The organism is Crossiella sp. S99.2 (assembly GCF_023094165.1).
In the GTDB taxonomy this organism is placed as follows: domain Bacteria; phylum Actinomycetota; class Actinomycetes; order Mycobacteriales; family Pseudonocardiaceae; genus Crossiella.
Map to the genome: position 1 here is coordinate 67,810 of NZ_JALMDK010000004.1, position 20,121 is coordinate 87,930.

The 20,121-nt window shown below is 69.2% G+C and carries 25 protein-coding genes and 1 pseudogene; 17 read left to right on the top strand and 9 right to left on the bottom strand.

Annotation, left to right across the window (positions count from 1 at the left end; all coding sequences use genetic code 11):
- Positions 1-11: 11 nt before the first annotated feature.
- The 3 genes from MZC64_RS16045 to MZC64_RS16055 all read left to right on the top strand — a co-directional run bounded on the left by MZC64_RS16045 (position 12) and on the right by MZC64_RS16055 (position 1,775).
- Complete coding sequence (locus MZC64_RS16045) at positions 12-593, top strand: DUF4865 family protein (protein WP_247757505.1); 582 nt, start codon at positions 12-14, stop codon at positions 591-593.
- 41 nt (positions 594-634) lie between these two features.
- Positions 635-1,183, top strand: coding sequence for a GNAT family N-acetyltransferase (locus MZC64_RS16050; protein WP_247757506.1), 549 nt, complete (start codon positions 635-637; stop codon positions 1,181-1,183).
- A 274-nt stretch (positions 1,184-1,457) separates the two neighbouring features.
- The gene (locus MZC64_RS16055; protein ID WP_247757507.1) at positions 1,458-1,775 is read left to right on the top strand and encodes a hypothetical protein; all 318 of its coding nucleotides are present in this window, start codon (positions 1,458-1,460) and stop codon (positions 1,773-1,775) included.
- Position 1,776: 1 nt separating this feature from the next.
- Here the strand turns inward: MZC64_RS16055 and MZC64_RS16060 are convergent, their stop codons facing one another.
- Positions 1,777-2,214, bottom strand: coding sequence for a helix-turn-helix domain-containing protein (locus MZC64_RS16060; RefSeq protein ID WP_247757508.1), 438 nt, complete (start codon positions 2,212-2,214; stop codon positions 1,777-1,779).
- 60 nt (positions 2,215-2,274) lie between these two features.
- Here MZC64_RS16060 and MZC64_RS16065 point away from each other — a divergent pair, with 60 nt between their 5' ends.
- Positions 2,275-2,790, top strand: coding sequence for a PaaI family thioesterase (locus MZC64_RS16065; RefSeq protein WP_247757509.1), 516 nt, complete (start codon positions 2,275-2,277; stop codon positions 2,788-2,790).
- A gap of 85 nt (positions 2,791-2,875) precedes the next feature.
- On the opposite strand, the pseudogene MZC64_RS16070 reads toward MZC64_RS16065, so the two are convergent.
- The 6 genes and pseudogenes from MZC64_RS16070 to MZC64_RS16095 all read right to left on the bottom strand — a co-directional run.
- Positions 2,876-3,844, bottom strand: a pseudogene (locus MZC64_RS16070) (Rv2578c family radical SAM protein); the annotation flags it as partial.
- A gap of 129 nt (positions 3,845-3,973) precedes the next feature.
- A complete protein-coding gene (locus MZC64_RS16075) occupies positions 3,974-4,546 on the bottom strand; it encodes a GNAT family N-acetyltransferase (RefSeq protein ID WP_247757511.1) in 573 nt (190 codons plus the stop codon).
- A gap of 10 nt (positions 4,547-4,556) precedes the next feature.
- Entirely contained in the window at positions 4,557-5,309 is a 753-nt protein-coding gene (locus tag MZC64_RS16080) for a lasso peptide biosynthesis B2 protein (protein WP_247757512.1), read from the bottom strand.
- 2 nt (positions 5,310-5,311) lie between these two features.
- Complete coding sequence (locus MZC64_RS16085) at positions 5,312-7,123, bottom strand: albusnodin/ikarugamycin family macrolactam cyclase (protein WP_247758246.1); 1,812 nt, start codon at positions 7,121-7,123, stop codon at positions 5,312-5,314.
- A 61-nt stretch (positions 7,124-7,184) separates the two neighbouring features.
- Positions 7,185-7,334: an albusnodin family lasso peptide gene (locus tag MZC64_RS16090; protein WP_247757513.1), complete on the bottom strand. Its 150-nt coding sequence runs from the start codon at positions 7,332-7,334 to the stop codon at positions 7,185-7,187.
- A gap of 237 nt (positions 7,335-7,571) precedes the next feature.
- Positions 7,572-8,219: a bifunctional DNA primase/polymerase gene (locus MZC64_RS16095; protein ID WP_247757514.1), complete on the bottom strand. Its 648-nt coding sequence runs from the start codon at positions 8,217-8,219 to the stop codon at positions 7,572-7,574.
- Positions 8,220-8,535: 316 nt separating this feature from the next.
- Between MZC64_RS16095 and MZC64_RS16100 the strand changes: the two genes are divergently transcribed.
- Positions 8,536-9,879 (top strand): hypothetical protein, encoded by a 1,344-nt coding sequence (locus tag MZC64_RS16100; protein WP_247757515.1) that lies wholly within the window; start codon positions 8,536-8,538, stop codon positions 9,877-9,879.
- On the opposite strand, the gene MZC64_RS16105 is transcribed toward MZC64_RS16100, so the two are convergent.
- Positions 9,876-10,229 carry a hypothetical protein gene (locus MZC64_RS16105; RefSeq protein WP_247757516.1) on the bottom strand — a complete coding sequence of 118 codons (354 nt, stop codon included), beginning with the start codon at positions 10,227-10,229 and terminating at the stop codon, positions 9,876-9,878. The two genes, MZC64_RS16100 and MZC64_RS16105, sit on opposite strands and share 4 nt — an antisense overlap.
- 167 nt (positions 10,230-10,396) lie before the next feature.
- The gene (locus MZC64_RS16110; RefSeq protein WP_247757517.1) at positions 10,397-10,834 is read right to left on the bottom strand and encodes a hypothetical protein; all 438 of its coding nucleotides are present in this window, start codon (positions 10,832-10,834) and stop codon (positions 10,397-10,399) included.
- A gap of 574 nt (positions 10,835-11,408) precedes the next feature.
- On the opposite strand from MZC64_RS16110, the gene MZC64_RS16115 reads away from it, so the two are divergent.
- The 12 genes from MZC64_RS16115 to MZC64_RS16170 all read left to right on the top strand — a co-directional run bounded on the left by MZC64_RS16115 (position 11,409) and on the right by MZC64_RS16170 (position 20,103).
- A complete protein-coding gene (locus MZC64_RS16115; RefSeq protein WP_247757518.1) occupies positions 11,409-11,843 on the top strand; it encodes a hypothetical protein in 435 nt (144 codons plus the stop codon).
- Positions 11,840-12,064, top strand: coding sequence for a hypothetical protein (locus tag MZC64_RS16120; protein ID WP_247757519.1), 225 nt, complete (start codon positions 11,840-11,842; stop codon positions 12,062-12,064). Before MZC64_RS16115 ends, MZC64_RS16120 begins: the two co-directional genes overlap by 4 nt.
- 114 nt (positions 12,065-12,178) lie before the next feature.
- Positions 12,179-13,333: a hypothetical protein gene (locus tag MZC64_RS16125; RefSeq protein ID WP_247757520.1), complete on the top strand. Its 1,155-nt coding sequence runs from the start codon at positions 12,179-12,181 to the stop codon at positions 13,331-13,333.
- Positions 13,330-13,848 (top strand): hypothetical protein, encoded by a 519-nt coding sequence (locus MZC64_RS16130; RefSeq protein ID WP_247757521.1) that lies wholly within the window; start codon positions 13,330-13,332, stop codon positions 13,846-13,848. The genes MZC64_RS16125 and MZC64_RS16130 overlap by 4 nt, the downstream gene beginning before the upstream one ends.
- Positions 13,845-14,846, top strand: a complete 1,002-nt coding sequence (locus tag MZC64_RS16135; protein ID WP_247757522.1) for a hypothetical protein — start codon at positions 13,845-13,847, stop codon at positions 14,844-14,846. The genes MZC64_RS16130 and MZC64_RS16135 overlap by 4 nt, the downstream gene beginning before the upstream one ends.
- A 339-nt stretch (positions 14,847-15,185) precedes the next feature.
- On the top strand, positions 15,186-15,596 hold the full coding sequence (locus MZC64_RS16140) for a hypothetical protein (protein WP_247757523.1): 411 nt from the start codon (positions 15,186-15,188) through the stop codon (positions 15,594-15,596).
- A 156-nt stretch (positions 15,597-15,752) separates the two neighbouring features.
- Positions 15,753-16,559 (top strand): hypothetical protein, encoded by an 807-nt coding sequence (locus tag MZC64_RS16145; protein WP_247757524.1) that lies wholly within the window; start codon positions 15,753-15,755, stop codon positions 16,557-16,559.
- A 169-nt stretch (positions 16,560-16,728) separates the two neighbouring features.
- The gene (locus tag MZC64_RS16150) at positions 16,729-17,484 is read left to right on the top strand and encodes a hypothetical protein (RefSeq protein ID WP_247757525.1); all 756 of its coding nucleotides are present in this window, start codon (positions 16,729-16,731) and stop codon (positions 17,482-17,484) included.
- Between the two features lie 80 nt (positions 17,485-17,564).
- A complete protein-coding gene (locus tag MZC64_RS16155) occupies positions 17,565-18,206 on the top strand; it encodes a hypothetical protein (protein WP_247757526.1) in 642 nt (213 codons plus the stop codon).
- 118 nt (positions 18,207-18,324) lie between these two features.
- Positions 18,325-18,702, top strand: a complete 378-nt coding sequence (locus MZC64_RS16160; RefSeq protein ID WP_247757527.1) for an HNH endonuclease signature motif containing protein — start codon at positions 18,325-18,327, stop codon at positions 18,700-18,702.
- 5 nt (positions 18,703-18,707) lie between these two features.
- Complete coding sequence (locus MZC64_RS16165; RefSeq protein ID WP_247757528.1) at positions 18,708-18,941, top strand: hypothetical protein; 234 nt, start codon at positions 18,708-18,710, stop codon at positions 18,939-18,941.
- A gap of 499 nt (positions 18,942-19,440) precedes the next feature.
- Entirely contained in the window at positions 19,441-20,103 is a 663-nt protein-coding gene (locus tag MZC64_RS16170) for a protein Mom (protein WP_247757529.1), read from the top strand.
- Positions 20,104-20,121: the final 18 nt, after the last annotated feature.

The window sequence follows — 20,121 nt, forward strand, 5'->3', positions numbered from 1 at the left end:
GATCACCGGTCATGCACGCGATGCGGTACGCGATCACCCTGCCCGCCGACTACGACATGGGCATCATCCGGGCCCGGGTGGCCAGCAAAGGGCCCATTCTGGACACCTTCCCCGGTCTGGGCCTCAAGTCCTACCTGATCCGGGAACGAGGCGTGGCGGGTTCCCCGGTCAACCAGTACGCCCCGTTCTACCTGTGGCGCACCACCAGGGGCATGAACGATTTCCTGTGGGGCAAGGGTTTCCAGGGCATCTGCAACGACTTCGGCCGCCCCGTGGTCCAGCACTGGACCGGCCTGGCCTTCGAGCACGGCCCAGCCAGCGCGATGCCCCCCAGCACCGCCACCACCGAACTGTCCTCCCTCTGCTCCCCCGAGCCAGGCGCCGCCGTCGAATCCGCCGTGGCCGACCTGCAAACCCACGCCAAAACCCCCGGCGTGCACAGCACCGCCCTGGCCCTGGACCCCCGAACCTGGGAACTCCTCCGCTACACCCTGTGGACCACCGAACCCCCGGCCGGCACCGGCGTCACCTTCCAGGTCCTGCACCTGTCCCGCCCGGAACTGAAAGACCTCCCCACTGGCCGCCACTGGTAAAACCCAGGCCCGCCAACCCCAAAGTTGACAAGATGCCCCCCATGACCGCCCCACCCGAACACCTCCCCACGGCCCGCCTGGTCCTGCGCCGCCTGCAGCTGTCCGATGTGGACGAAGTCCACCAGGTGGTCACCTCCGCCCTCCCCCACCTGCGGCCATGGATGCCCTGGGCGGAAGCCGACTACACCCGGGACACCGCGACAACCTGGCTGAACTTCGTCCACCAAAGCTGGCAAACCCACACCGCCTACAGCTACGCCATCACCCACAACAGCAACATCATCGGCGCCACCGCCCTGGAACGCCGAATCGGCCCAGCCGGCCTGGAAATCGGCTACTGGCTGCACCCGGCCCAGGTCGGCGCGGGCTACGCCACCGAGGCCACCGCTGCCCTGGTCCAGACGGCGTTCTCGTTGCCGGACATCAAATTCGTGCAGATCTGGCATGACCTGGCGAATGTGCGCAGTGGGGCGGTGCCGAAGCGGTTGGGGTTCGCGGAGGTGGCGCGGCATGAGCCACCGCGGGAGCCGTTGAGCCCGGGCGAGGTTGGGGTGGATGTGGTGTGGCAGTTGGACCGGCCCGCGGGGTGAGGGGTTGGGCGGCCGGTCGGGTAGGCAGGGTGGAGGTGGGTTGAGCGGGTGGCTCGGCGGCGTAGACTCGCCTGGCAGCATGGATTTGTTGGCTGGTAGCTTGGATTCGGCTGCCCCAGCCCAGGTTTGCCAGCTCCGGCAAAACCGACGTTGAGGTTCACCGGTTTGAGTGACCCGAAGCCGGAACCTTGCACTCTGATCGAATCGTTGCCGCAAATAGAGCGGAATGCGGGGCGGGGGACGGCGGGGCCTTGAGGTGGACCCAGCCACCGCCTTGACGACGCGAACCGGACGACCACTCCAGCTGGGCGAGTGCTCCGGCGACTGGGCGAGCGGGCGACTGGGCGAGCACTCCGGCGAGGCGGGCGGCGGACTGAGCAGCGAGCAGGGGCGGCCAGGCCCGCACGACCGGCCGGCCAGCCAGGGCCCGCGCGACCAGCCAGCCAGGGAAGGCGAGCGCCTCGCCGACACAGCCCACGAGGGTCGCGCGGGCCTGGCCGCCGGCGCCGCCTGGCCCACCAGCAAGTGCCGCCCCACCGGCAAGTGCCCGCCTGGCCCCGTCGACCGGGCTACCAGGGCCGGGCCGGGGTGAGTTACCGGGGCCGGGGGTCGAGGCCGGCGCCGGTGTCCGGGAGTTGATGGCCGTGGTCGCAGGTCAGGATCGCGCGAACCTGGCCGCCGCAGTCCCGGTGCCGCAGCTCCAGCGGTGGCGGCGCCGGGGCGACCAGGTGCTTGTCGCCCCACTGCATCAGGGCGGTCAGCACCGGCTGGAGTTCCCGGCCCGCCGGCGTGAGCCGGTACTCCTGCCGAGCCCGCGCCCCCGCCTCGCGGTACTCCTGCCGGGACAGGATCCCGTTGGCCACCAACGTGTTCAGGCGGGCGGTGAGGATTGCCCGGGGTGCGCCGGTGTGGTGGCGGATGGTGTCGAAGCGGCGGTTGCCCAGGAAGACCTCGCGGAGGACCAGCAGTGACCAGCGTTCGCCCAGGACTTCCAGGGACAGGGCTACCGAGCAGGTTCTGGGGGCGGTCACGGGTGTGATTCTCCCATGAGTTGAGTTCGACTTGCGAACCTAGATGATACGGTCCCGCACATGAGTGAGCTGGCGCCCGCGTCCTGGGGTGAGCCCCGGAGCAAGACGGTGACCTGGTACGACCCGTTCGCGCTGGCCAAGGTCGGCGCGGGGTTGTCAGGGCTGGAGTACCTGACCGGGATGGTCGACGGGGAGTTGCCGCCGTCGCCGATCGCCGGGCTGATGGGGTTCCGGGCGGTGTCGGTGCGGGAGGGCGAGGTCGTGTTCGCCTGCACGCCGGACGAATCCGCCTACAACCCGATCGGCGTGGTGCACGGCGGACTGGTCTGCACGCTCCTGGACTCCGCGGCGGGTTGCGCGGTGCACAGCACGTTGCCGGCCGGGACGGGCTACACCTCGGTGGAGATCAAAGTCAGTTACCTGCGGCCGGTGCACGCGGACAGCGGCGAACTGATCGCGCGGGGCTGGGTGACCAAGCCGGGGCGGCGGATCGCGTTCGCGGAGGCGAGTGTCACCGACGCGGCGGGCAAGCTGGTCGCGACCGCCAGCAGCAGCTGCCTGATCATGCCGACCTGACCCGCACAAGCCCTGGCGGCCGACAACGCCTGCTGACCAGGCTGGCTCACGACCTCAGCCGTGACTAACAGCAGAAACCCGCGCCTCACAACAGGGTGAGTTGTTCCTGGTCGACCGCGGCCGCGGTGGGGGCGCCTTCGGGCAGGCTGCCTTCCGGCCACACCGCACCCTCATCGCCCGGCACCCCGGTCAGCGTCCGGCCGCGGCGGTCCAGACCATGGCGTCGCAACAGCGGTGCCAATCGTTCGGCGAGCCAGGTCCGGTAGCGCTTGTCGGCGTAGCTGCCGCGACCGTAGATCCGGCGGTAGCCCGCGACCCGATCGGGGTGTTCCCTGGCCAGCCAGCGCAGGAACCACTCGCGGGCGCCGGGGCGCAGGTGCAGGGCCAGCACCGTGACACCGCTGGCGCCGGCGGCGGCGATCTGACGTAACAACTCGTCCAGGTGCTCGGTGCTGTCGGTGAGCCAGGGCAGCACCGGGGCGACGAACACGCCGCAGGGCAGGCCGGCGTCGGCGAGCCGGCGCACCAGGTCCAGGCGGGCCTGCGGACTCGGGGTGCCGGGTTCCAGGCTGCGTTGCAGGTCGCGGTCGAGCAGGGCGAGGGAAACTCCCAGCCCGACCGGGATCTGGGTGGCGGCCTCGGCGAGCAGGGGGATGTCGCGGGCCAGCACGGTGCCCTTGGTCAGGATGGACAGCGGGGTGCCGGAGTCGGCCAGCGCGCGGATGATGCCGGGCATCAACTGGTACCGGCCCTCGGCCCGCTGGTACGGATCGGTGTTGGTGCCCATCGCGACGTGCTCGCGCGCCCACTTCGGCCCGCGGACCTGTTTGGCCAGCACCTCGGCCGCGTTGACCTTGACGATCACCTGGGTGTCGAAGTCCCGTCCGGCGTCCAGGTCGAGGTAGGTGTGCGAGTTGCGGGCGAAGCAGTAGGTGCAGGCGTGCGCGCAGCCGCGGTAGGGGTTGACCGTCCAGCCGAAGGGCATGCTGGATGCGGCGGGCACCCGGTTGAGCACCGACTTGGCGCGGACCTCGTGGAAGGTGACGCCGGCGAACCCCCAGGTCTGCCAACCTCCGACACTGTAGCAGTGGCCTCACCGGGACCTGCCAAGACACGGCCGGGGTCTGACCTGGCCGTTTGAGCCGGACCGGTCAAACCCCGGGAACGCTGGATCGGCGACCGATCAGCCGCTGCGCTCAGCCAGTGGCGTGATCGCGGAAGGACCAGAGAAGTCCTCTGGTACCGCGTCCATCAGCACCTCATTGCACACCTGACCCAGCCAGTGACCCGAATGGCGTCGGGTTCCGATGCGACGGAATCCGGCCTTCTCGTAAGCCTTGATCGCGCTGGTGTTCGGTTCGAGCACCATCAGGTGTACGCACCGCAGTGCCGTGACGTGGAATGCCCAGTCCAGCGTCAGCCGCGTGGCCTCAGCACCGATCCCCCGACCACGGTTCGCGCTGTCACCGATAAGGATGAAGAACTCAGCGGTCCGTACCGCGTGGTCGACCAGCAGGACGGACGTTCCGACCGGCACCGGCTTGTCCCCGGTGACGTCGTAAATCATGAAGCGGGTGGAGTGCCCGGTGCCGCGCATCTGGATGTTGAAGCCCTCGGTGCGGCCTTCCAGGGATTCCGGGTTCTGTCGTCCCATTCCGAGCATCACGCGGGGGTCCTGCTCCCACCGCCAAATGTCTTCGACCTGGTCAGCCCTTTGCGGGCCGAGTCCACAGGTCGCGTTCTTGATCCAGATCACGGGTTCGGCGCTAATGGTGATCGTCTCCCTTGTGCGGGTGCTTGGTGATCGTGAGGAGTGGCGCGAAGCGCGCTGTTGATGGCGGCTCAGCCACCGCGTGCCCGTTGCTCGTTCGCACCCATGCGTGAAGTCGTACCGGATCGGCGGCGACTCCGTGGCACCAGGTCACCCAGCAGCGGGAAGCGCTGAGCAGGAACACCACAGCGGCGGATTCTTCCAGGCACGCGACACGTCCAGGAAACAGATTTGCGACGCGGCGAACTGCCGCGACTGCACGATGAGCTTGTGCCGGGGTTGCAGGCCGGTCAGCGCGCCGAACGCACCACCGCAGCACGCTGACCAGCCGGTGCATGTCAGCACCGCGACGGCCGAAATGCCGGACGGCGAAGACCAGCAGAATTGCCACGGCGGCAACCAGCCGAGCGCGGAGCCGGGCACGCGGCAGCGGCCCGAGGCCCGCCAGCACTTCCTGGGTTCCCCAGCTCGGCACCCAGGGCTTCCCGGCTACGGGTGGACTCCATGGCTCGGCCTCGGCTGTCTGCACCAGTAGCCCAGCGGCCGTGAGCTGTTCGCACAGCAACGCACCATCGGCGGGGAGCAGCGTCTGACAGGTAGTGGTATCGCCACTGCTGGCGAGGTCGGTCCACCAGCTTGCGGCCGGTCCAACCAGGATGAGCAGTCGGCCGGTGCGGTAGTTGACCAACGCGGTTGCGGGACCCAGTTCACAGGCGACCACGTAGCGGGGCGCGGAGTAGAAGGTCATGATCACTCATTCCCCGGCGCGGCATCGGTCCACTTCACTGCTGGCGCGGTGTCCAGCGCCAGCAACCACGCCTCCGCTGAGACGACAGGATCGACGCAGGCGTTTGCGACCGGCAGACCAGCCGCTGCCTGTGCGAGGGTTTGCCGCAGACGGTCAGGCGCGACAAGGCCCCGGTCAGCCAATCGGCCGTCTACCAAGTCCAACAGGGTGGACTGGGCCGCCCGCAGGCCAGCGAAGTGATCCGCATTGAAGCAGCCCTTCGTCAGTCGCCCGGCCAGCTTGCCTGGCAGCAGGTCCCCTAGCGCGTCGCGCAACAGGGGCTTGTACTCGGCTGGCCCCGGGCGCCCTTCGAGATCGAGGGACAGGCAGGCGTTGATAACCCGGGAGTCGACGAACGGGTTGTGCAGCGGGATTCCGTAGCTCTCGGCCAGCTGTGCATCGGCGCGGGCGGTACGGCCGACCTCGGCCATCACGTCGGCGACGTACCCGGGAGTGATCGGACCGCTTGTTGCAGGCGCGGTGCGCTCTGCGGCTTCGCGTGCCAGCCGCGACGCCATTGCTCGCGTGTCCTTCGTGGCCCACGCAGGGACAGGGAGTTGCGGATACCAGGACACTCCGCCGTTGTTCGCTTTCGCCGGGAGCCCGCCCGCGAGCACTCCCGCCACCCGGTGGAGCGCCTGACGTGGGTCGGAGCGAGCGGTACCGAACGCACCGTTGAGCAGCGGTCCGACCTTCCATCGGCGTACCCGCGCCCACCTCACCGCGTCGCGGTACATGCGCGGGATCTTCCCTGCTCGCACCAGGTCGGCAAGGAAGACCGGCGGAGTGCACAGTAGGGCGTCTCCGCCGTCGCCGGTGAAGTGGCAATCGGAGCCGAACGCCTCTTGCATCCAACGGAGTTGAGCAGCGAACCGGGAGTGGGCGATGGTCGACGGGGCGGGTTCGTCCGTGATCGGGACGTTCTCCAACCGCCCATACGGAGCGTGCTTCTCGTCCAGGGGGAACAGGTGGTGCTCGATCCCCGGCCGGTTCGCCGCGACGCGCGCGTAGTCCATGTCTCCGCCGCTGGTGATCCCCTTCGGGTGGACCGTGACCCCCCTGATGGTGAGGTCCGGTTGCAGTTGTTCGGCTGCGAGGAGACACAGCGCGGTGGAGTCGAACCCGCCGGACAGGTCGGCGGTTGGCATGGCAGAGCTGTTGAGCCGGACCGCGACAGCAGACGCCAGTTCGGTCCGGAGGTCCACAGTCCGGGCGGTCGGTGTGGGCGTCCACACTCGTTGGCAGACTGGCGCACCACGGCGAGGCAGAAACAGGCGGTGCCCGGCAGGTATGTGCCGGATGTCGGCGAACATGGAACGGCCGTCGGTGAGCGGCGTGATCCCGGGCGCAACCAGATAGACGGCCATTCGGTCCCAGTCGATTCGCTGACCGGTCAGCGCGGCCAGTGCGCGGGAACTTGATGCCCACATCGCGCCACCGTCGCGTTCAAGCACGTAGATCGGACAGGCTCCGCCGAGGTCGGTCCAGATCGTTGTGCCGCTGCTCGTCAGCTCGACCACGGTGTACGACCCCGGCCAGGCGTAAGCGACGTCGTCAGGAACCCCGTTCGCCACCAGGGAATGAAGCTCTGCCTCGGTGTTTCCGCAGGGGCCGAAAATCGCCACCTGCCGGACCTGGTCTCTCGCCGTCTGCTCTTCGTCAACGAACCACGGGCCGACCGACCAGAGGTTTTCCTTCTCCCGCAGCGGGAAATGCGCGCCGACTGGCAGGACCAGGGCGTCAGTCGGCCCGCTGAAACCACCAAACCAGTACATGAACACCCCAACTCAGCAAGAGGAGGGTGCCCGCCCCCAGACGGGCACCCGCCACGGACGGCTACTGGTAGAAGTAGCGCTTGTCCTCCGGGCCGCTCTGCGGCTGACCGCCAAGGGTGAGGTCTGCGACGTCACCCAGGTCGATCAGGAGGACAGTCGGCGCGGCCTGCTCGTTCGGTGGCCTCTGCGGTTCGGTGGAGTGGGTGTCCATGGCGCTCTCCTTATCTCGTAACCGGATCGCGCCTTGGTGGCGCGTTCCGAAACTTCGGGGCTTGCCGCCCGGGTTCGTCCGGCCGGCCGGAGGCAGGCCGGACGAACCCGGGCGGCAAGTTGAGCTGTAACCGCGGCCGGGCGGCGGTTCGCTGCTGGGGGCAGTTCCCCGCCGCCCGGCGGGAAGGCCCGTCCAGCCGGGGCCGGTGTGGCTGAACGGGCGAAGATCAGGGGGAGTTCACTTCGTGATGGGCTGGCGGTTCTTCCACGCGCGCAACCCCTTCGCACGCATAGCCCCGGCCAAGCCTTCGCGGATGGTGTTCGCGTCGGCGAGCTGGCCCTGCATCACTTCCGGGCTGACCAACCAGTGCGCGTTGACTCCGTGCGCGCGTGTCGGCGGGACAGGAACCCAACTGCTGGACGGCAGCAGTGCGAGATCGCCCGGATTCTGCCGTGCGCCAGGGTCCACCAGGGTGCCGGGCTGCACGAAGAAGAACGTCCGCCCGGCCCACGGGCTGAACAAGACGGGGCCGCACCTCTCCTGCAAGGTGTCGCGCTCGAACGCCATCCGGGCAACGGGCGCGTCAACAGACAGCACGTCGAACACGTCGCCGGTCTGAAGCAGGACGGAAGGCATCACGTGCGCCTTATCGCTCCACCAGCGGAGGATGATCTCGGCGGTGGTGGTCGCCTGCTCCTTGGCGACGGCCGGGCGAAGGCGGTCCTCGGGCTGCCCGGTCGCGGGGTTGCGGAAGCGGAAGCCATCCCATGCGGTACCCGGCAGGACCGGCCACCCGTAAGCCGCGTAGCGGAGCGCGTTCTTCAGCGCGTTTTCGATGGGGCGGCCCTCCTCGGAACGGACTTCGGTGCCTGCCGGGGCGAGCATTGAATTCCTCTTCTCATTGGATTGGGAAGCCGGTGATCGGTGGCAGCGTCGGGGGGCCAAACTCCGATCACCGGCCTGCTAGGAGTCGGACCACGGAGATTCGATTCCTGGCGTGTGCCGTTTCGTCCTGCGCGGCACGTCAATCACGATGCTCCTGTTGAATTCCGGGCGGAACGGAGGATCACTAGGAGGGTTCAGGTAGGTGATCAACTAGGGATCGAGCTAGGAGGAAAGCTAGGAGGAACGGCGGCGAAAGTTCCGAACGACCTGGTCGCACGGCTACACTGCGGAGTCGATCGATCGCGGAGGGGAAGCCGTGGCAGGGGAGAAGAACGATCTTCTTGTGGGGCGGCGGCTGGCGTTGGAGCTGACGCAAGAAGAGCTGGCGCAACGCCTAAATGACCAGCTAGAGCACCATACGGGCACGCGTGGTGCGACTGATGGTGACTACATCAGCAAGCTCGAACGGCGGGAGATCAACAAGCCGCACGCGGCTACACGGGCTGCGCTCCGGGCGGTCCTCGGCGCAGCGACAGACGCCGAACTTGGCCTTCGCGGAAGCCGCCCCCGGGGCGCTACCGTGGGAGGCAGCCCCCGGACAGTGAATGGAGGGGACGACGTGAAGCGACGCGCCTTCATGCGAGCGATGGCCGGTAGTGTCGCGGGTCTCGCCATGACCGACCCATTGGCCGTATTCGACGCCCACCAGCCGAACCCCAGCGGAAATCAGCGAGTGGACCAAGGGGACATTCGTCAGATCCTGGCGATGTCCAAGTTCTTTTCCGAGCAGGATCACCTTTTCGGTGGCAGCGCCTATGCGCAGGGTGCGCACGCTCAGCTTGCGCAGTCCGCGCAATTGCGTCACGCCAGCCTTACCGATGACCTGCGGACCGACCTGTACGCGGCACTCAGTGAACTTGCCGACACCGTGGCGGGCATCTGCTTCGACTCCGGTCACCTCCGCAAAGCCGAACGGTGCTTCCACTTCGCCGTGGGCTGCGCGACGGAAGGCGGAGACTGGCCGATGCGAGCGAAAGCGTTGTCCGGCTTGGCAAATCTCGCTGTACACGAGAAGAAGCCCGAGGCTCTCACCTACGCCGAGTCAGCACTTGTGCGACTCGACCTCATGCCGCCGGTCGTCCGCTCAATGATCCACTCCCGGCATGCTCGGGCGCTCGGTGCCATGGGGCAACAGCGGGAAGTCGACTGCATTGCGGCCATACGTCGAGCCGAAGACGTGTTCGAGGTCGGCACCGGCGATGAACCCGAGTGGGCGCGGTACTACGACGTGTCACGGCTTCGGCGCGACTGTGGACGAGCGCGCCTCGGCCTGGCCTTGCAGGGCGGGGAATACGCGGAGGTCCGGGTGCAGCTTGCTGCGTCCATTGCGAGCTTCCCGGACGGGCACTCGCGCGGTAAGACCCTGGCAATGGCCAACCTGGCCGCACTCACGATGGCACGCGAGGACCCGCGCGAGGCCGTGCTACTCGGCAACCAGGTTCTGAACTCGGCGAGTAGCGTCCGGTCCGTCCGTGTGTTCCAGGCGCTTGAACAGCTCCGTGACGCAGGCGTACCGCATGCACGTCACGGCGAGGTCCGGGAACTCAACATGCGGATCACCGAGCTGTTGCCGACGCCACGGGACGGCCGACGCGGCTAGGCGCATTCGCCGGGCGGCCGTTCATCGTCAGCAGCCGTCCGGGGTTGCACGATCCCGCCAGGCGTGTCGGTGGCCAGTTCGGGGCGGGCCGTGTGCCGCCCCGCGGTCGACGCCGGCCTGACGCGCAGGGCGGTGCAGGTGGCGCCAGGGGCGGTGTCCGCGTCGCCGAGCTGGCGGGTGCAGGGGCAGCGGTTGGCCGCCTGGACATCGTTGACCAGCTCGGCGAACCCGTTGGTAAGCGGCAGGTCAGGGTGGGCAAGGATCGTGCGGGACCCGTCAGGGTTGATCCGCAGCTCCCACGGCGCGGTGAGTTGTCGGTGAACTTCGATCAGCAGGTACTGCGCGTGCACGGTTGTCCCCTCCGTACACGTCCCGCCCGACAGTCCGTCAGCGGGACGTGCTCCTCTGGCTCACCCTCTCCAGCCCCCCGACTGGTTGAGCCATCAACGTCTTCTGAAATTTGCATCCTGCTCCTTGCTGAATGCTCACGCAAGGCGCTTCGGCAGACAGCCGCACGTCAGCGAGACGACGGCACTTCGGTGTACACACTCTCTCGACCTGCTGCACCTGGCTCGACCCGGGCGGCCCGGACGCGGTCGGCGGAGAGGCTGAGCAGGTCCCGGATTAGTGCCCGCTCGGAGGCGGAGAGCGCCCGATAGTCGGCGACTATCTGCTCCTCCTCGGCTGAGAGCGTGGCCGCCAGATCCACGCCGCACTCCTGTGCGAACGCCCGGGAGACCTCGGGGAGCGGCGCGGGCAGTGCCTCGGCCCAGCGTTCGAGCGCAGCCAGGGAGGGCAGCTTTCCGTCCCGAGTCCGTCGCCGGGCGTTGGACAGCGCGCCACCGGCTAAGCCGTTGCGCCGCTCGATCTCGCGGACACTCTCTCCCTGGGGATGCCGCTCGCTCTTGGTGTAGCGGATGCGGAGTTCGTCCACAGGGGACAGTGGTGTGCTCATCGGTGCCTCTCCCAGCGCGCCCGGCCCGCCGGTCGCGCTCACTTCTTGTACGGCCTGACCCGCCGTACTGATCACGGCGATCTTGGCGCACCGGTCCAGGTGCGCGCATCGCCGCCAGGTGTCACCTCACACTATCCCGCCCTTGTTGCAGAAACTTGCAACAGCGGCGTGTTCACGGATTTGCGAACTTGACACAGTCGGGGCGGGTCCCCCAATGTGGGGATCACACGGAGTCACCCCGTGTCCCCCGCCCGGGGGGCACCTGGGGCGGTGGTGACGTGCGCGTAGGAGGGGATTCGTGCGTCTGGTGGTGATCCACTGTGCCGGTTCCGGCACAGTGACGGCGCTGTTGTCGGTGTGGTTATCGCTGTTAGTCCGGCCCGGACGTCTGCTGGTTGAGGCGTTCGGCGGATCTGCGACCACCCCGCCCGATCTTCAGCCCTGCCGCCAAGGAGGCGGCCACCATGGGATCACAGAAAGTCACCGCGTCGTCCTCTGGGGACGGCACCGCCTGGTCGGTGTCGCATGACGCGCCACCTACGTGCGGGCCGTCTCGGCAGCCCGCACGGGTGGCATGAGCACCAGCAAGGCCGGGCGTTCCCGGCCCCATGAGGGGCTGGCGGACCTGGTGGCCGAGGTTGTGCGCAGCGCAGCCTCGGCCCCCTTGTCCCCGGCCGACCCGATCGCGTCGGTGTCCGCGCTGTTGCTGCTGGACCCGCGCAACCAGGACCACCTGAACGCCAACGTCACCGTCATCGTCTGCGACGCGCTATCCCACCCGGCCCGGGAGACCAACGCCAACCGGTGGCGCAACCTGCGGCCAACCTGGGTACGCCCGCCGACTGTCGGCGCGACCACCAACGGCCTGACCCGGCTCGGCGTACTGCGGCCCACGGGCAAGTACGTGCCCAGCACGGACCGGCACGGCAAGAACCTGGGCAAGCTGGTCCCGGTCTACCGGCTGGACCTCAAGCCGTTGGCGGACAACACAAAGCAGGCCAAACGGTGAGCCTGAACCACGGCCAGCACCAGGACGCGGACGACGCGCGCCGGTGCCTGGCCGGTGAGCTGGTCGCCGAACAGGTCTCCCCGCGTGCGCGGGAACTGGCGGTGTCCTGGTGCCACCGCAACGGCCTGACCGATCACCAGGTGGCCCAGCGCTGCCGCATGTCGACCTACACCGCTGCCCGGATACGTGCGCGCCTTTCCCTTGCCGCACACCGGATCTGAATCGGAGGACGCACCCCCGTGGCGCGCGATCATGCCCGAGTCTATTGCTCCATCTGGGACGACCCGGATTTCCGGGCGCTGTCGGAGGCAGCGCAGAGGTTGTACCTGTTCCTCATGTCCCAAGAGGACATGGCCTACTCCGGTGCCCTGCCGCTGCGTCTGCGGCGCTGGGCTTCGGCCTCGACCAGCAGCACCGTGGACGGCATCGCTGCGGCCCTCGGTGAGCTGTCCGAAGCGCGGTTCGTGGTCGTGGACCACGACGCGGAGGAAGTTCTTGTGCGGGCGCTGATCCGGCGTGACGGCATCTGGAAACAGCCCAACGTGCTCAGCGCGGCGTTGCGGGAGGCGTTCCGGATCTCCTCCCGGGTGCTGCGCACCGCGCTGGCCGAAGAGCTGCGCCGCCTGCCGGGCGAGGTGACCGGCCCCGGCCCGCAGCTCGTGGCCGCCGCGCTGGTCGCCGGGGAGCGCACGATGCCGCCCGAGCTGGCTGCCGCAGGCCGCCGACGCGGAGCCACGTCCCGCCCCATCAGCGAGGCCGCGGACGCGACCGCGGACACAGTCACCGAGCCGGGCAACCCGCCCGGGAAGGCCCCGGCGCCCACGCACGGCGGGCCGCCCGGGTGCGTCCGGCCGGCCGGAGGCGGGCCGGACGCACCCGGGCGTCCCGCCCCCGCCGAAACCGCAGGTCAACCAGCAGGGGAGGCGCTGCAGGACGACCAGTCGCCGGACCCTTCCGGTAACCCTTCCGCGAACCCTCTGGGGGAAGGGGGAGGGGGGAAGGGGGAGGTTGTCCCTCTCGCCAGGGTGACTACTCCAGGGGGCGGCGACCCGCGCGCACGTGAGGGTGCGTGTGTGCGCGAGGAGGCCCGCGAGCTGGTGACCGAGCACGTGCCGGGACAGCCGCAGCGCGTCACGGGCAGGCTGGCCGCCGAGGTCGCCCGGCTGCTGGCCGAGGGCATCCCCGAACAGCACATCGGCAACGGCCTGCGCCTGTGGGCAGGCAAGAGGTTGGGCACCGGCCTGTTGCCCGAGCTGGTGTCCGAGGCCATGCGCGAACCGGAGATCAGCCGCGCCAGCCTGCCCCGGTCCCGCACGGACGACGCGGTGGCCGCAGGGCTGGCCCTGGCCGCGCGCTACGCGATCGAGGACCAGGACGACACCGAGACCGGCCGCCTGCTCCGCGCCCGCGTCGCCGGTGGACCGTCCAGCCTCCGCGAACTCGTCTCCACCACCACCGTGACCACCCCGGCCGGGGAGAGCATCCGATGAACGACCAGGACTACATGAGCCGGTCCGAGGTGGCCGCGCTGCTGGCCATGATGGCCGCCTACCACCGCCGCCGCCCTGGTGAGGCCGACGTGCTGGCCTGGCAGCACCAGCTACGCGGGCTGACCCTCGGGGAGTGCCAAGCCGCCGTAGCTGCGCACTCGGCCACCTCGAACGAGATCACCCCGGCCGACATCCGCGAACGCGTCCGGCGCGCGCGGGAGCGCTCCGCAGCGCGGGCACCGAAACCTCCGCCCGGTCCGGCCGACCGGAGCAGGTTCTCCGCTGCGGCACGGCGCGGCATGGCCGAGATGTACCAGCGGACCGGCTGGACCCGCAGCCCTGAGCAGGCCGCCGCGCTCGCCGTGGTCTGCCCGGTCGCGGACTGCCGCGCCGAGGCCGGGGTCATCTGCTGGCCCAACCACCGCACCGAGGTGCGCCAGGTGACCACCCGCGTGCACCCGTCCCGAATCGAGGCGGGCCGAGAAGCCCTCAGCAGCAAGGAGAACCCGGCATGAGTGAGTCCCTGTTCACCGTCGTACCGTGCGTGCTGGGCTGCCGGGCGCTCTCGGGCAACCCGTTCCCCTCGGTGCCCGGCTACCTCACCTGCGAGCCCTGCACCGAGCGCTTGCGCGTGGACCTGCGCGAGATCGTGGACCTGTACGCCAGCCTGGACGACGCCCTGCTGCCCGGGGCCGGGGGTGCGACCGCGGCCGGGCGGGGAGCGCCCGGATTCGCATCCCGGTCCCCGGTCCGAGACTCCGTGCTGGCCCTGACCGATGCCCGCACGCAGGCCGGGGAGGACGGCGACCCGCTGCCCGTGCTGGACGTCTTGTCGAGCTGGGTGGACAACCTCCGCCAGGACGCGGGCATGGTGCCGCAGGTCTCCGAGGCCGAGCTGAACGACGCGCTGAGGTTGCTGGGCTGGCTGGAGTGGACCACGCGCCAGCCGTGGGCCGTCCGGCTGGCAGGACCGGTGGCCGAACTGCATGAGCGGGCCGCCGCCCTGCTCGGTGTGAACCGGCGGACCGTGTCCGGCGAGGTCGCGTTGTTGTTGCGGTGGCTGGGTTTCATCACCCGCCAGTACTGGGTGGGGGACATGGCCGCCGAGGTGGCCGAGCTGCGCCGCCAGCTCCGCGTGGCGCACGGCCTGGTCGAACGCACCGTGCCCGTGGGCACCTGCCCGACCATGGTCGTCCACCCCGGCGAGCGGGAGCCCCGCCCGTGTGACGCGCGGTTGCGCGCCCGGCTGACCAGCGACCGGATCACCTGCCCGTCCTGCCGGGCGTTCTGGACCCGGGACCGGTGGGAACAGCTTGGTCACGCCTTGGGTTCGCCGGTGTCGGACCTGGCGTCCATCTCGGCGTGGCTGGAGGTGCCGGTGGGCACGCTGCGGCGCTGGCGGAGCGAGGACGGCTGGACCCGGCAGGGAAGCCGCAACCGGCCGCTGTACCCGCGCACGGAGGTGCTGGTGTCCTGGCAGCGGCGTAGGGGCAGCCAGGCCCGCCCGGCCTGAGACGAAGGCGGGCGGGACCGACGACGCCCCCGGCGTTTGAGTCCGGGGCGTTAGGAAAGCCGGTCCCGCCCTATGTCCCCTCTGCGCGAAAGGACGGCACCAGCATAGCCGGGCGGTGTCCTAGCCCGCTCGGCCTGTCCGTCGCCCTCGCCGCGCGTCCCCGCTGACCGCTGACCGCCTGGTGCTCCCCGGCCCATTGCGGATGTGTCCTGGATCACCCGTTCAACCCAGTGCGATGCTTCGTATTTCTTGTATAGTTCTTGGTGTGAGGGACGGACTAGGAAACCGGCCATCACGCCAAGAAACCCTCTGCGCGACAAAGGAAAGAGGACGCCAACCATGACCGAAGGCCAGAGCCGGGACGGCATGATCACGGTATGGGCCGTGTACGTGCTGCCCCTGCTGACCGACGGAGAACGGGCCGTGTCGGAGTACGGCGCGAACGTCGCCGACCTGCTCAAGCCCGGCAAGCCCCGGGTGCTGTTCATGACCGACGGCACCGAACCGCGCCGTGGCGGCCGGTGCACGCTGTGCGTGCGGGCCGGGTTCGACGGGGACTGCCCCGGATCGCTGGCACACGCCTACAACCACTGGTTCCTGGAATCCCACCGCAACGTGTGGGAACCGGTGGAAATGGGCGTGTTCCAGGTCCACTGGCAGGACGACCGCGCCACGCGGGAAAAGCTGATCTGCTACCAGATCGTTTCCCTCGCCTACGCCAACACGGGGTTCGCGCCGGTCGGACGGTGATCTGATGCGGGGGTGCCGGACAACCCGGCACCCCCGTCGATTGCTACGCAAGAACTCCCTTGCGTAGCAACACATTCAAGGAAACCCGTGGCGGAGACGGACTAGGAAACCGTCTCCGCCACGGCAAACCCTCTGCGCTGCAAAGGAACGAGCATCATGCGAACCACTACCAAGCGACTGGTGCAACTGCGGACGAAGTCCGCTACCCAGACCGCCGACCAGATCGTTGCCCTGGACCGCCTCTACTGGGCTGGCGCGGCCGTGATCCGTGCCAGCGTCCGAGCGGACGCGCGGCAAATGGCCAGGCTGGCAGAACCGCAGGGTATTGCCCTGGTGCGCCAGGACATTCCTGGTGGCATCCTGGCCGACCGGGCCTTGCCCGAGGCGGTCTGCCTCTTGGCGCTGGGTATGGGCTGCCGGGTCGCCACCGTGGGCAATGACCTGGGTCCCGATGCTCGCCATGTGCTGATCGTGGGTCCTCAGATCACCGTGGACGGGCTGAAACTCATCCTGCCGACTATGTCCACCCTGGCGACCCATCATGCTGAGGAGGCGGCCACGCGCCACGTTGACGGCTTGGCCGGAGATGGCCGCTGGGAACTCGCGGTTGAACGCTACTTCTTCAACACAAGCTGGCTGGTCGGATGGGCCTCGCTGCTGGCTGACCGGGTCGACGGCTACCGGCGGTGGCTCCGTTGGGACACCAGCTCTGAGTCAGTGAAGTTGTTCAGCAGCAACGGAATCACGGCGCGAACCGTGATGGACGAACAGGACAAGTCGGTGGCCAGCACGTTCAAGTCCTTGTTTCCCAAGCTGATCGGGGAGCAACCCCCGATGGACTACAACATGGACGCGTTCCATGCGGGGCGTGACTGGGTAGAGCCGGACTCGCAGAGCGTGTGGCAGACCGAGGACCCCATGCGCGCACTGCCTGCCGAACTCCGCAGGGAGCTCGGACTCTGATGAACTCCGGTGTCCCGGTTCCCTTGCGGGACCGGGACACCGGGTGTGGGGCGGACCACACTCACTCGCCAAGTGCACCGCATTGCTTGTATAGTTCTTGTTGTCGGGAACGGAATAGGAAACCGGACCCGGCAGACCGAAACCCTCTGCGCAACAAGGAAAGAGAGTCATGAACGAGTACAAGGAAACCATCCGCCTGACGCTGGCGGCCCTCCGCGAAGAGGGCACGGCCGATCGGGGGCACTCCGCGCGACAGATCATCGTCACCTCACTGCGCGGGCTGCTGGGGGAGGTGCTGGCCAACGCCATCAACCGCTACACCGACGGCAAGAAGGGTGAAGCCGTCAACGTGCTGCGGTACGAGATCAGCGAAGACGGCTACCACGGCAAGGCGCGCGCCGAACTGGTCGCGGCCGTGGCCGAAGCCTTCGGCTGCAAGGTGGCCACCATCAACAACCAGTTCAACAAGGACAAGGACACGCCGCGCGTGGTGCTGATCGTGGGCACCGTCTCGGCCCGCAAGGCGCTGGGCCTGGTGCTGCCGGAGATCGTTGCCACGGTGGACGTTCTGTCCTCCCAGGTCATGAACGCCGAGTTGAAGGACCGGAAGGACGGCCGCATCAACGGCGTGAGACGCGACTTCCGCCGCTCCTACATGGCAGGGTTCGGGTACGGCGTGGCGTTCATGGTTCGCAAGCTGCACAGGGAGATCCGGAACGGCTTCACCGACTCCGACACCGTGGCTGAGATCCAGGTGGCCGAACAGGTGCGGGTGGAGGCGAAGTTCGCTGAGCTGTACCCCGTGCTGCACATGGACAAGGGGATCAAGCTCCGTGAGGACGGATGGCTCGCCGGACGCATGACCGGCTACGTCCCCCGCGACGGGGTGAACATCCCGGACGTCCGGCGCGCGGTGCGCGACTGATAGACCTGGTGCCCCGGCTCCCCTCCCAGGGAGCCGGGGCACCGGCATTCCCGGCACCACAGGAACAGGGAGGCAGGACCGTGATTCCCGCAGGCCGCACAGCGGTGGACGTGGCCGGACTGGCCGAGGTCTACGAACTGAGCATTCACCAGCTCAAGCGGTTGAAGCCGTGGGAGCACCCCAAGCACCCGCCGACCCTGACCACGGGCACGCCGAGCCGGGGCCACCCGCGTCTGTGGGACCTGGACCAGGTGCGCGCACACGCGGCCGGTCAGCCGATCCCGCCGGTTCCCTCCACAGAGGACGCGGCCGACCTGTTGGACGTCACCGAAGCCGCTGCCCTGCTGGGCATCTCAGCGGGGACCTGGCACGCCTACGCCAAGCAGGAGCGCGAAGCCGCGCCGGATGCGGAGCGCACGATGCTGGTGCCCCCGGCTGACGCGGTGGTGTGCGGTACCGAGTTCTGGTTGCGCTCCACTGTCCTGGACCACCGCCAGCGGCGGCAGGAACGCGCGTCCGCGCCACGCGGGGGCAGGCCGCCCGGCTCGACCGACGCCATCCCCAAAGGCCAGGTTGCCGGGCGGATCAGCGCCCTGTTGGCCGAGGCCGAAGCCGAGGGCGAGACGCTGTCCGTGGCCGAGGTCCAGCGCCGGACCGGCACGGCCTACACCACCGCCCTGAAACACGTCCGCGACTACCGGGCGCAACACCCGCCCGCCTAACCACTTGCGCCTGACCTGCACCGAACGTAAGGTGAATAACTGTCGGTGACGTCTACCCCCCTGACGCGCTGACCATGGAAGCCCCGGCACCTCTCCCCCCTGGTGCCGGGGCTCCGTCATGTCCGGGGCCACCCGGCCCGCGCTGACCCTCCCACCTGTCCCCGCCCGGCCTGCCGCCGTGCCGTTGCCGGAGGGGGTGGTGCTGGTGGCCGCCTGGTCCGGAAGTACCCGTGCCTCCCGGCTTCCCCGCGACTGGCCGCGCATCCGCGCCCGCATCCTGCGCCGTGACCCCACGTGCTGTGTCTGCTGGCTGGTGCCCTCTGCCCAGGTCGACCACATCAGGCCGGGAGACGACCACTCCGACGCCAACCTGCGCGGGATCTGCGCGGCCTGCCACGCCAGCAAGAGCGGCAGGGAAGGCGGCCGTGCGTCCGCAGCGCAGCGCGAGCCGACCCACCGACCCACCGAGCCGCACCCCGGCCTGATCGAAAGGTGACCGTGATGTTGATCCGCCTGCTTCATGACCTCGGAGGCCACCGGGCCGGAACCGTGGTCGAGCGTGACCACGCCTCCGCTGAGTGGCTGCTCTCCACCGGGTTCGCTGTGCGTGAGCACCAGGACGACGAGACCAGTCAGGCCGGGGCCGAGCTGCCCGACGACAACCCCGAGATGACCCCGGATCAGTCACCCTCGGTGAGTGGGGGGAAGGCGAACCGGCCGCGCCGGACGGGCTGAGCCTGCCCAGGGTGGGGGGTACCCCCCTGCCCCTGACCAGCCCAACCGGTACGTCATAGCTGCTCGCGGCGTGTACGAAACTCCAGACTTCCGGCCCGGCCCCGGCACCCCTGCCGCCGCTGCTCACCCTGGCCACCCCGTCGGGTGGGCCACCGTGCCGTGTCCCGCCCGGTCAGCCTGACCGCGGTCGCCTGCACCGGGCGGCCTCTCCCGCCCGGGGACCTCCTCGCCGGCCTCGCTCACCAGGGCGGGGCTGGCCGCCCTGCCCGTGTGACCGCGGGCGCCAACCCCCGGGCGGCCAGCTCCGCCCTGCCCACCACCCCTGTCCCGGAGTACCCGCGCGTGACCGAACCGCTGTTCCCCATCCCGGCACCCCGAGGGACGGAGGTCAGCGACCTTGACTTCCGCCCCACCAGCGCTGACGAACTCCCCGAGCTGGACCGGATCACCTGGGTTCGCCGCGAGTCCCCCCGCGCCCGAGCGGCCCGCCTGGCGCGAAGTGGACAGCCCCCAGACTGACCCCACGGTGCCGCTGCTGGTCGCCCCCTGCCGGACCTCGGCCGCGCGCCATGCCGTCCGCCACTGGCACTACAGCGCCCGCATGCCTGCCGCAGGCAAGAACGCCTGCTTCGGTGTCTGGGAGCACGGGGTGTTCACCGGGGCGATCCTGTTCGGCCGAGGCGCAACCAACAACATCGGCTCTCCCTACAACTTGAGCCAGGCCCAATGTGTGGAGCTGACGCGCATTGCGTTGCGGGAGCACGAACAACCGGTCACGCGCATGGTGGCCGCCGCGCTGCGGCAGCTCCGCGCAGCCTGTCCCGGCCTGCTGGCCGTGGTCTCCTACGCCGACACCGAGCACGGCCACCACGGCGGGATCTACCAGGCAGGCAACTGGATCTACACCGGCATGACCTCGCCCTACAACTCCTACTACCGGCTCTCCGGCGGCCGGGTGGTGCATGGCCGGACGCTGCGGCACATGGCCGTCAACCGGCCGCCCGGGGAGAAGGCCGAGGACTTCGTGCGCCGCACGATCGACCCCGAGGTGCAGCACCTCAAGGTGGCCAGCCTCAAGCACCGCTACGTCCTGCCGCTCACGCGCACGATGCGCCGCAGGATCGCGCACCTGGCCAAGCCCTACCCCAAGCCCGACCGCTGACGGGACAAGGGGGTGTGC

What these genes read in the sequence shown, in the direction of transcription:
- MZC64_RS16045 (WP_247757505.1), top strand. Translation starts at nt 12, where the DNA reads ATGCACGCGATGCGGTACGCGATCACCCTGCCCGCCGACTACGACATG.
- MZC64_RS16050 (WP_247757506.1), top strand. Translation starts at nt 635, where the DNA reads ATGACCGCCCCACCCGAACACCTCCCCACGGCCCGCCTGGTCCTGCGC.
- MZC64_RS16065 (WP_247757509.1), top strand. Translation starts at nt 2,275, where the DNA reads ATGAGTGAGCTGGCGCCCGCGTCCTGGGGTGAGCCCCGGAGCAAGACG.
- MZC64_RS16080 (WP_247757512.1), bottom strand. Translation starts at nt 5,309, where the DNA reads ATGACCTTCTACTCCGCGCCCCGCTACGTGGTCGCCTGTGAACTGGGT.
- MZC64_RS16085 (WP_247758246.1), bottom strand. Translation starts at nt 7,123, where the DNA reads ATGTACTGGTTTGGTGGTTTCAGCGGGCCGACTGACGCCCTGGTCCTG.
- MZC64_RS16090 (WP_247757513.1), bottom strand. Translation starts at nt 7,334, where the DNA reads ATGGACACCCACTCCACCGAACCGCAGAGGCCACCGAACGAGCAGGCC.
- MZC64_RS16095 (WP_247757514.1), bottom strand. Translation starts at nt 8,219, where the DNA reads ATGCTCGCCCCGGCAGGCACCGAAGTCCGTTCCGAGGAGGGCCGCCCC.
- MZC64_RS16110 (WP_247757517.1), bottom strand. Translation starts at nt 10,834, where the DNA reads ATGAGCACACCACTGTCCCCTGTGGACGAACTCCGCATCCGCTACACC.
- MZC64_RS16115 (WP_247757518.1), top strand. Translation starts at nt 11,409, where the DNA reads ATGAGCACCAGCAAGGCCGGGCGTTCCCGGCCCCATGAGGGGCTGGCG.
- MZC64_RS16125 (WP_247757520.1), top strand. Translation starts at nt 12,179, where the DNA reads ATGTCCCAAGAGGACATGGCCTACTCCGGTGCCCTGCCGCTGCGTCTG.
- MZC64_RS16130 (WP_247757521.1), top strand. Translation starts at nt 13,330, where the DNA reads ATGAACGACCAGGACTACATGAGCCGGTCCGAGGTGGCCGCGCTGCTG.
- MZC64_RS16135 (WP_247757522.1), top strand. Translation starts at nt 13,845, where the DNA reads ATGAGTGAGTCCCTGTTCACCGTCGTACCGTGCGTGCTGGGCTGCCGG.
- MZC64_RS16140 (WP_247757523.1), top strand. Translation starts at nt 15,186, where the DNA reads ATGACCGAAGGCCAGAGCCGGGACGGCATGATCACGGTATGGGCCGTG.
- MZC64_RS16145 (WP_247757524.1), top strand. Translation starts at nt 15,753, where the DNA reads ATGCGAACCACTACCAAGCGACTGGTGCAACTGCGGACGAAGTCCGCT.
- MZC64_RS16150 (WP_247757525.1), top strand. Translation starts at nt 16,729, where the DNA reads ATGAACGAGTACAAGGAAACCATCCGCCTGACGCTGGCGGCCCTCCGC.
- MZC64_RS16160 (WP_247757527.1), top strand. Translation starts at nt 18,325, where the DNA reads ATGTCCGGGGCCACCCGGCCCGCGCTGACCCTCCCACCTGTCCCCGCC.
- MZC64_RS16165 (WP_247757528.1), top strand. Translation starts at nt 18,708, where the DNA reads ATGTTGATCCGCCTGCTTCATGACCTCGGAGGCCACCGGGCCGGAACC.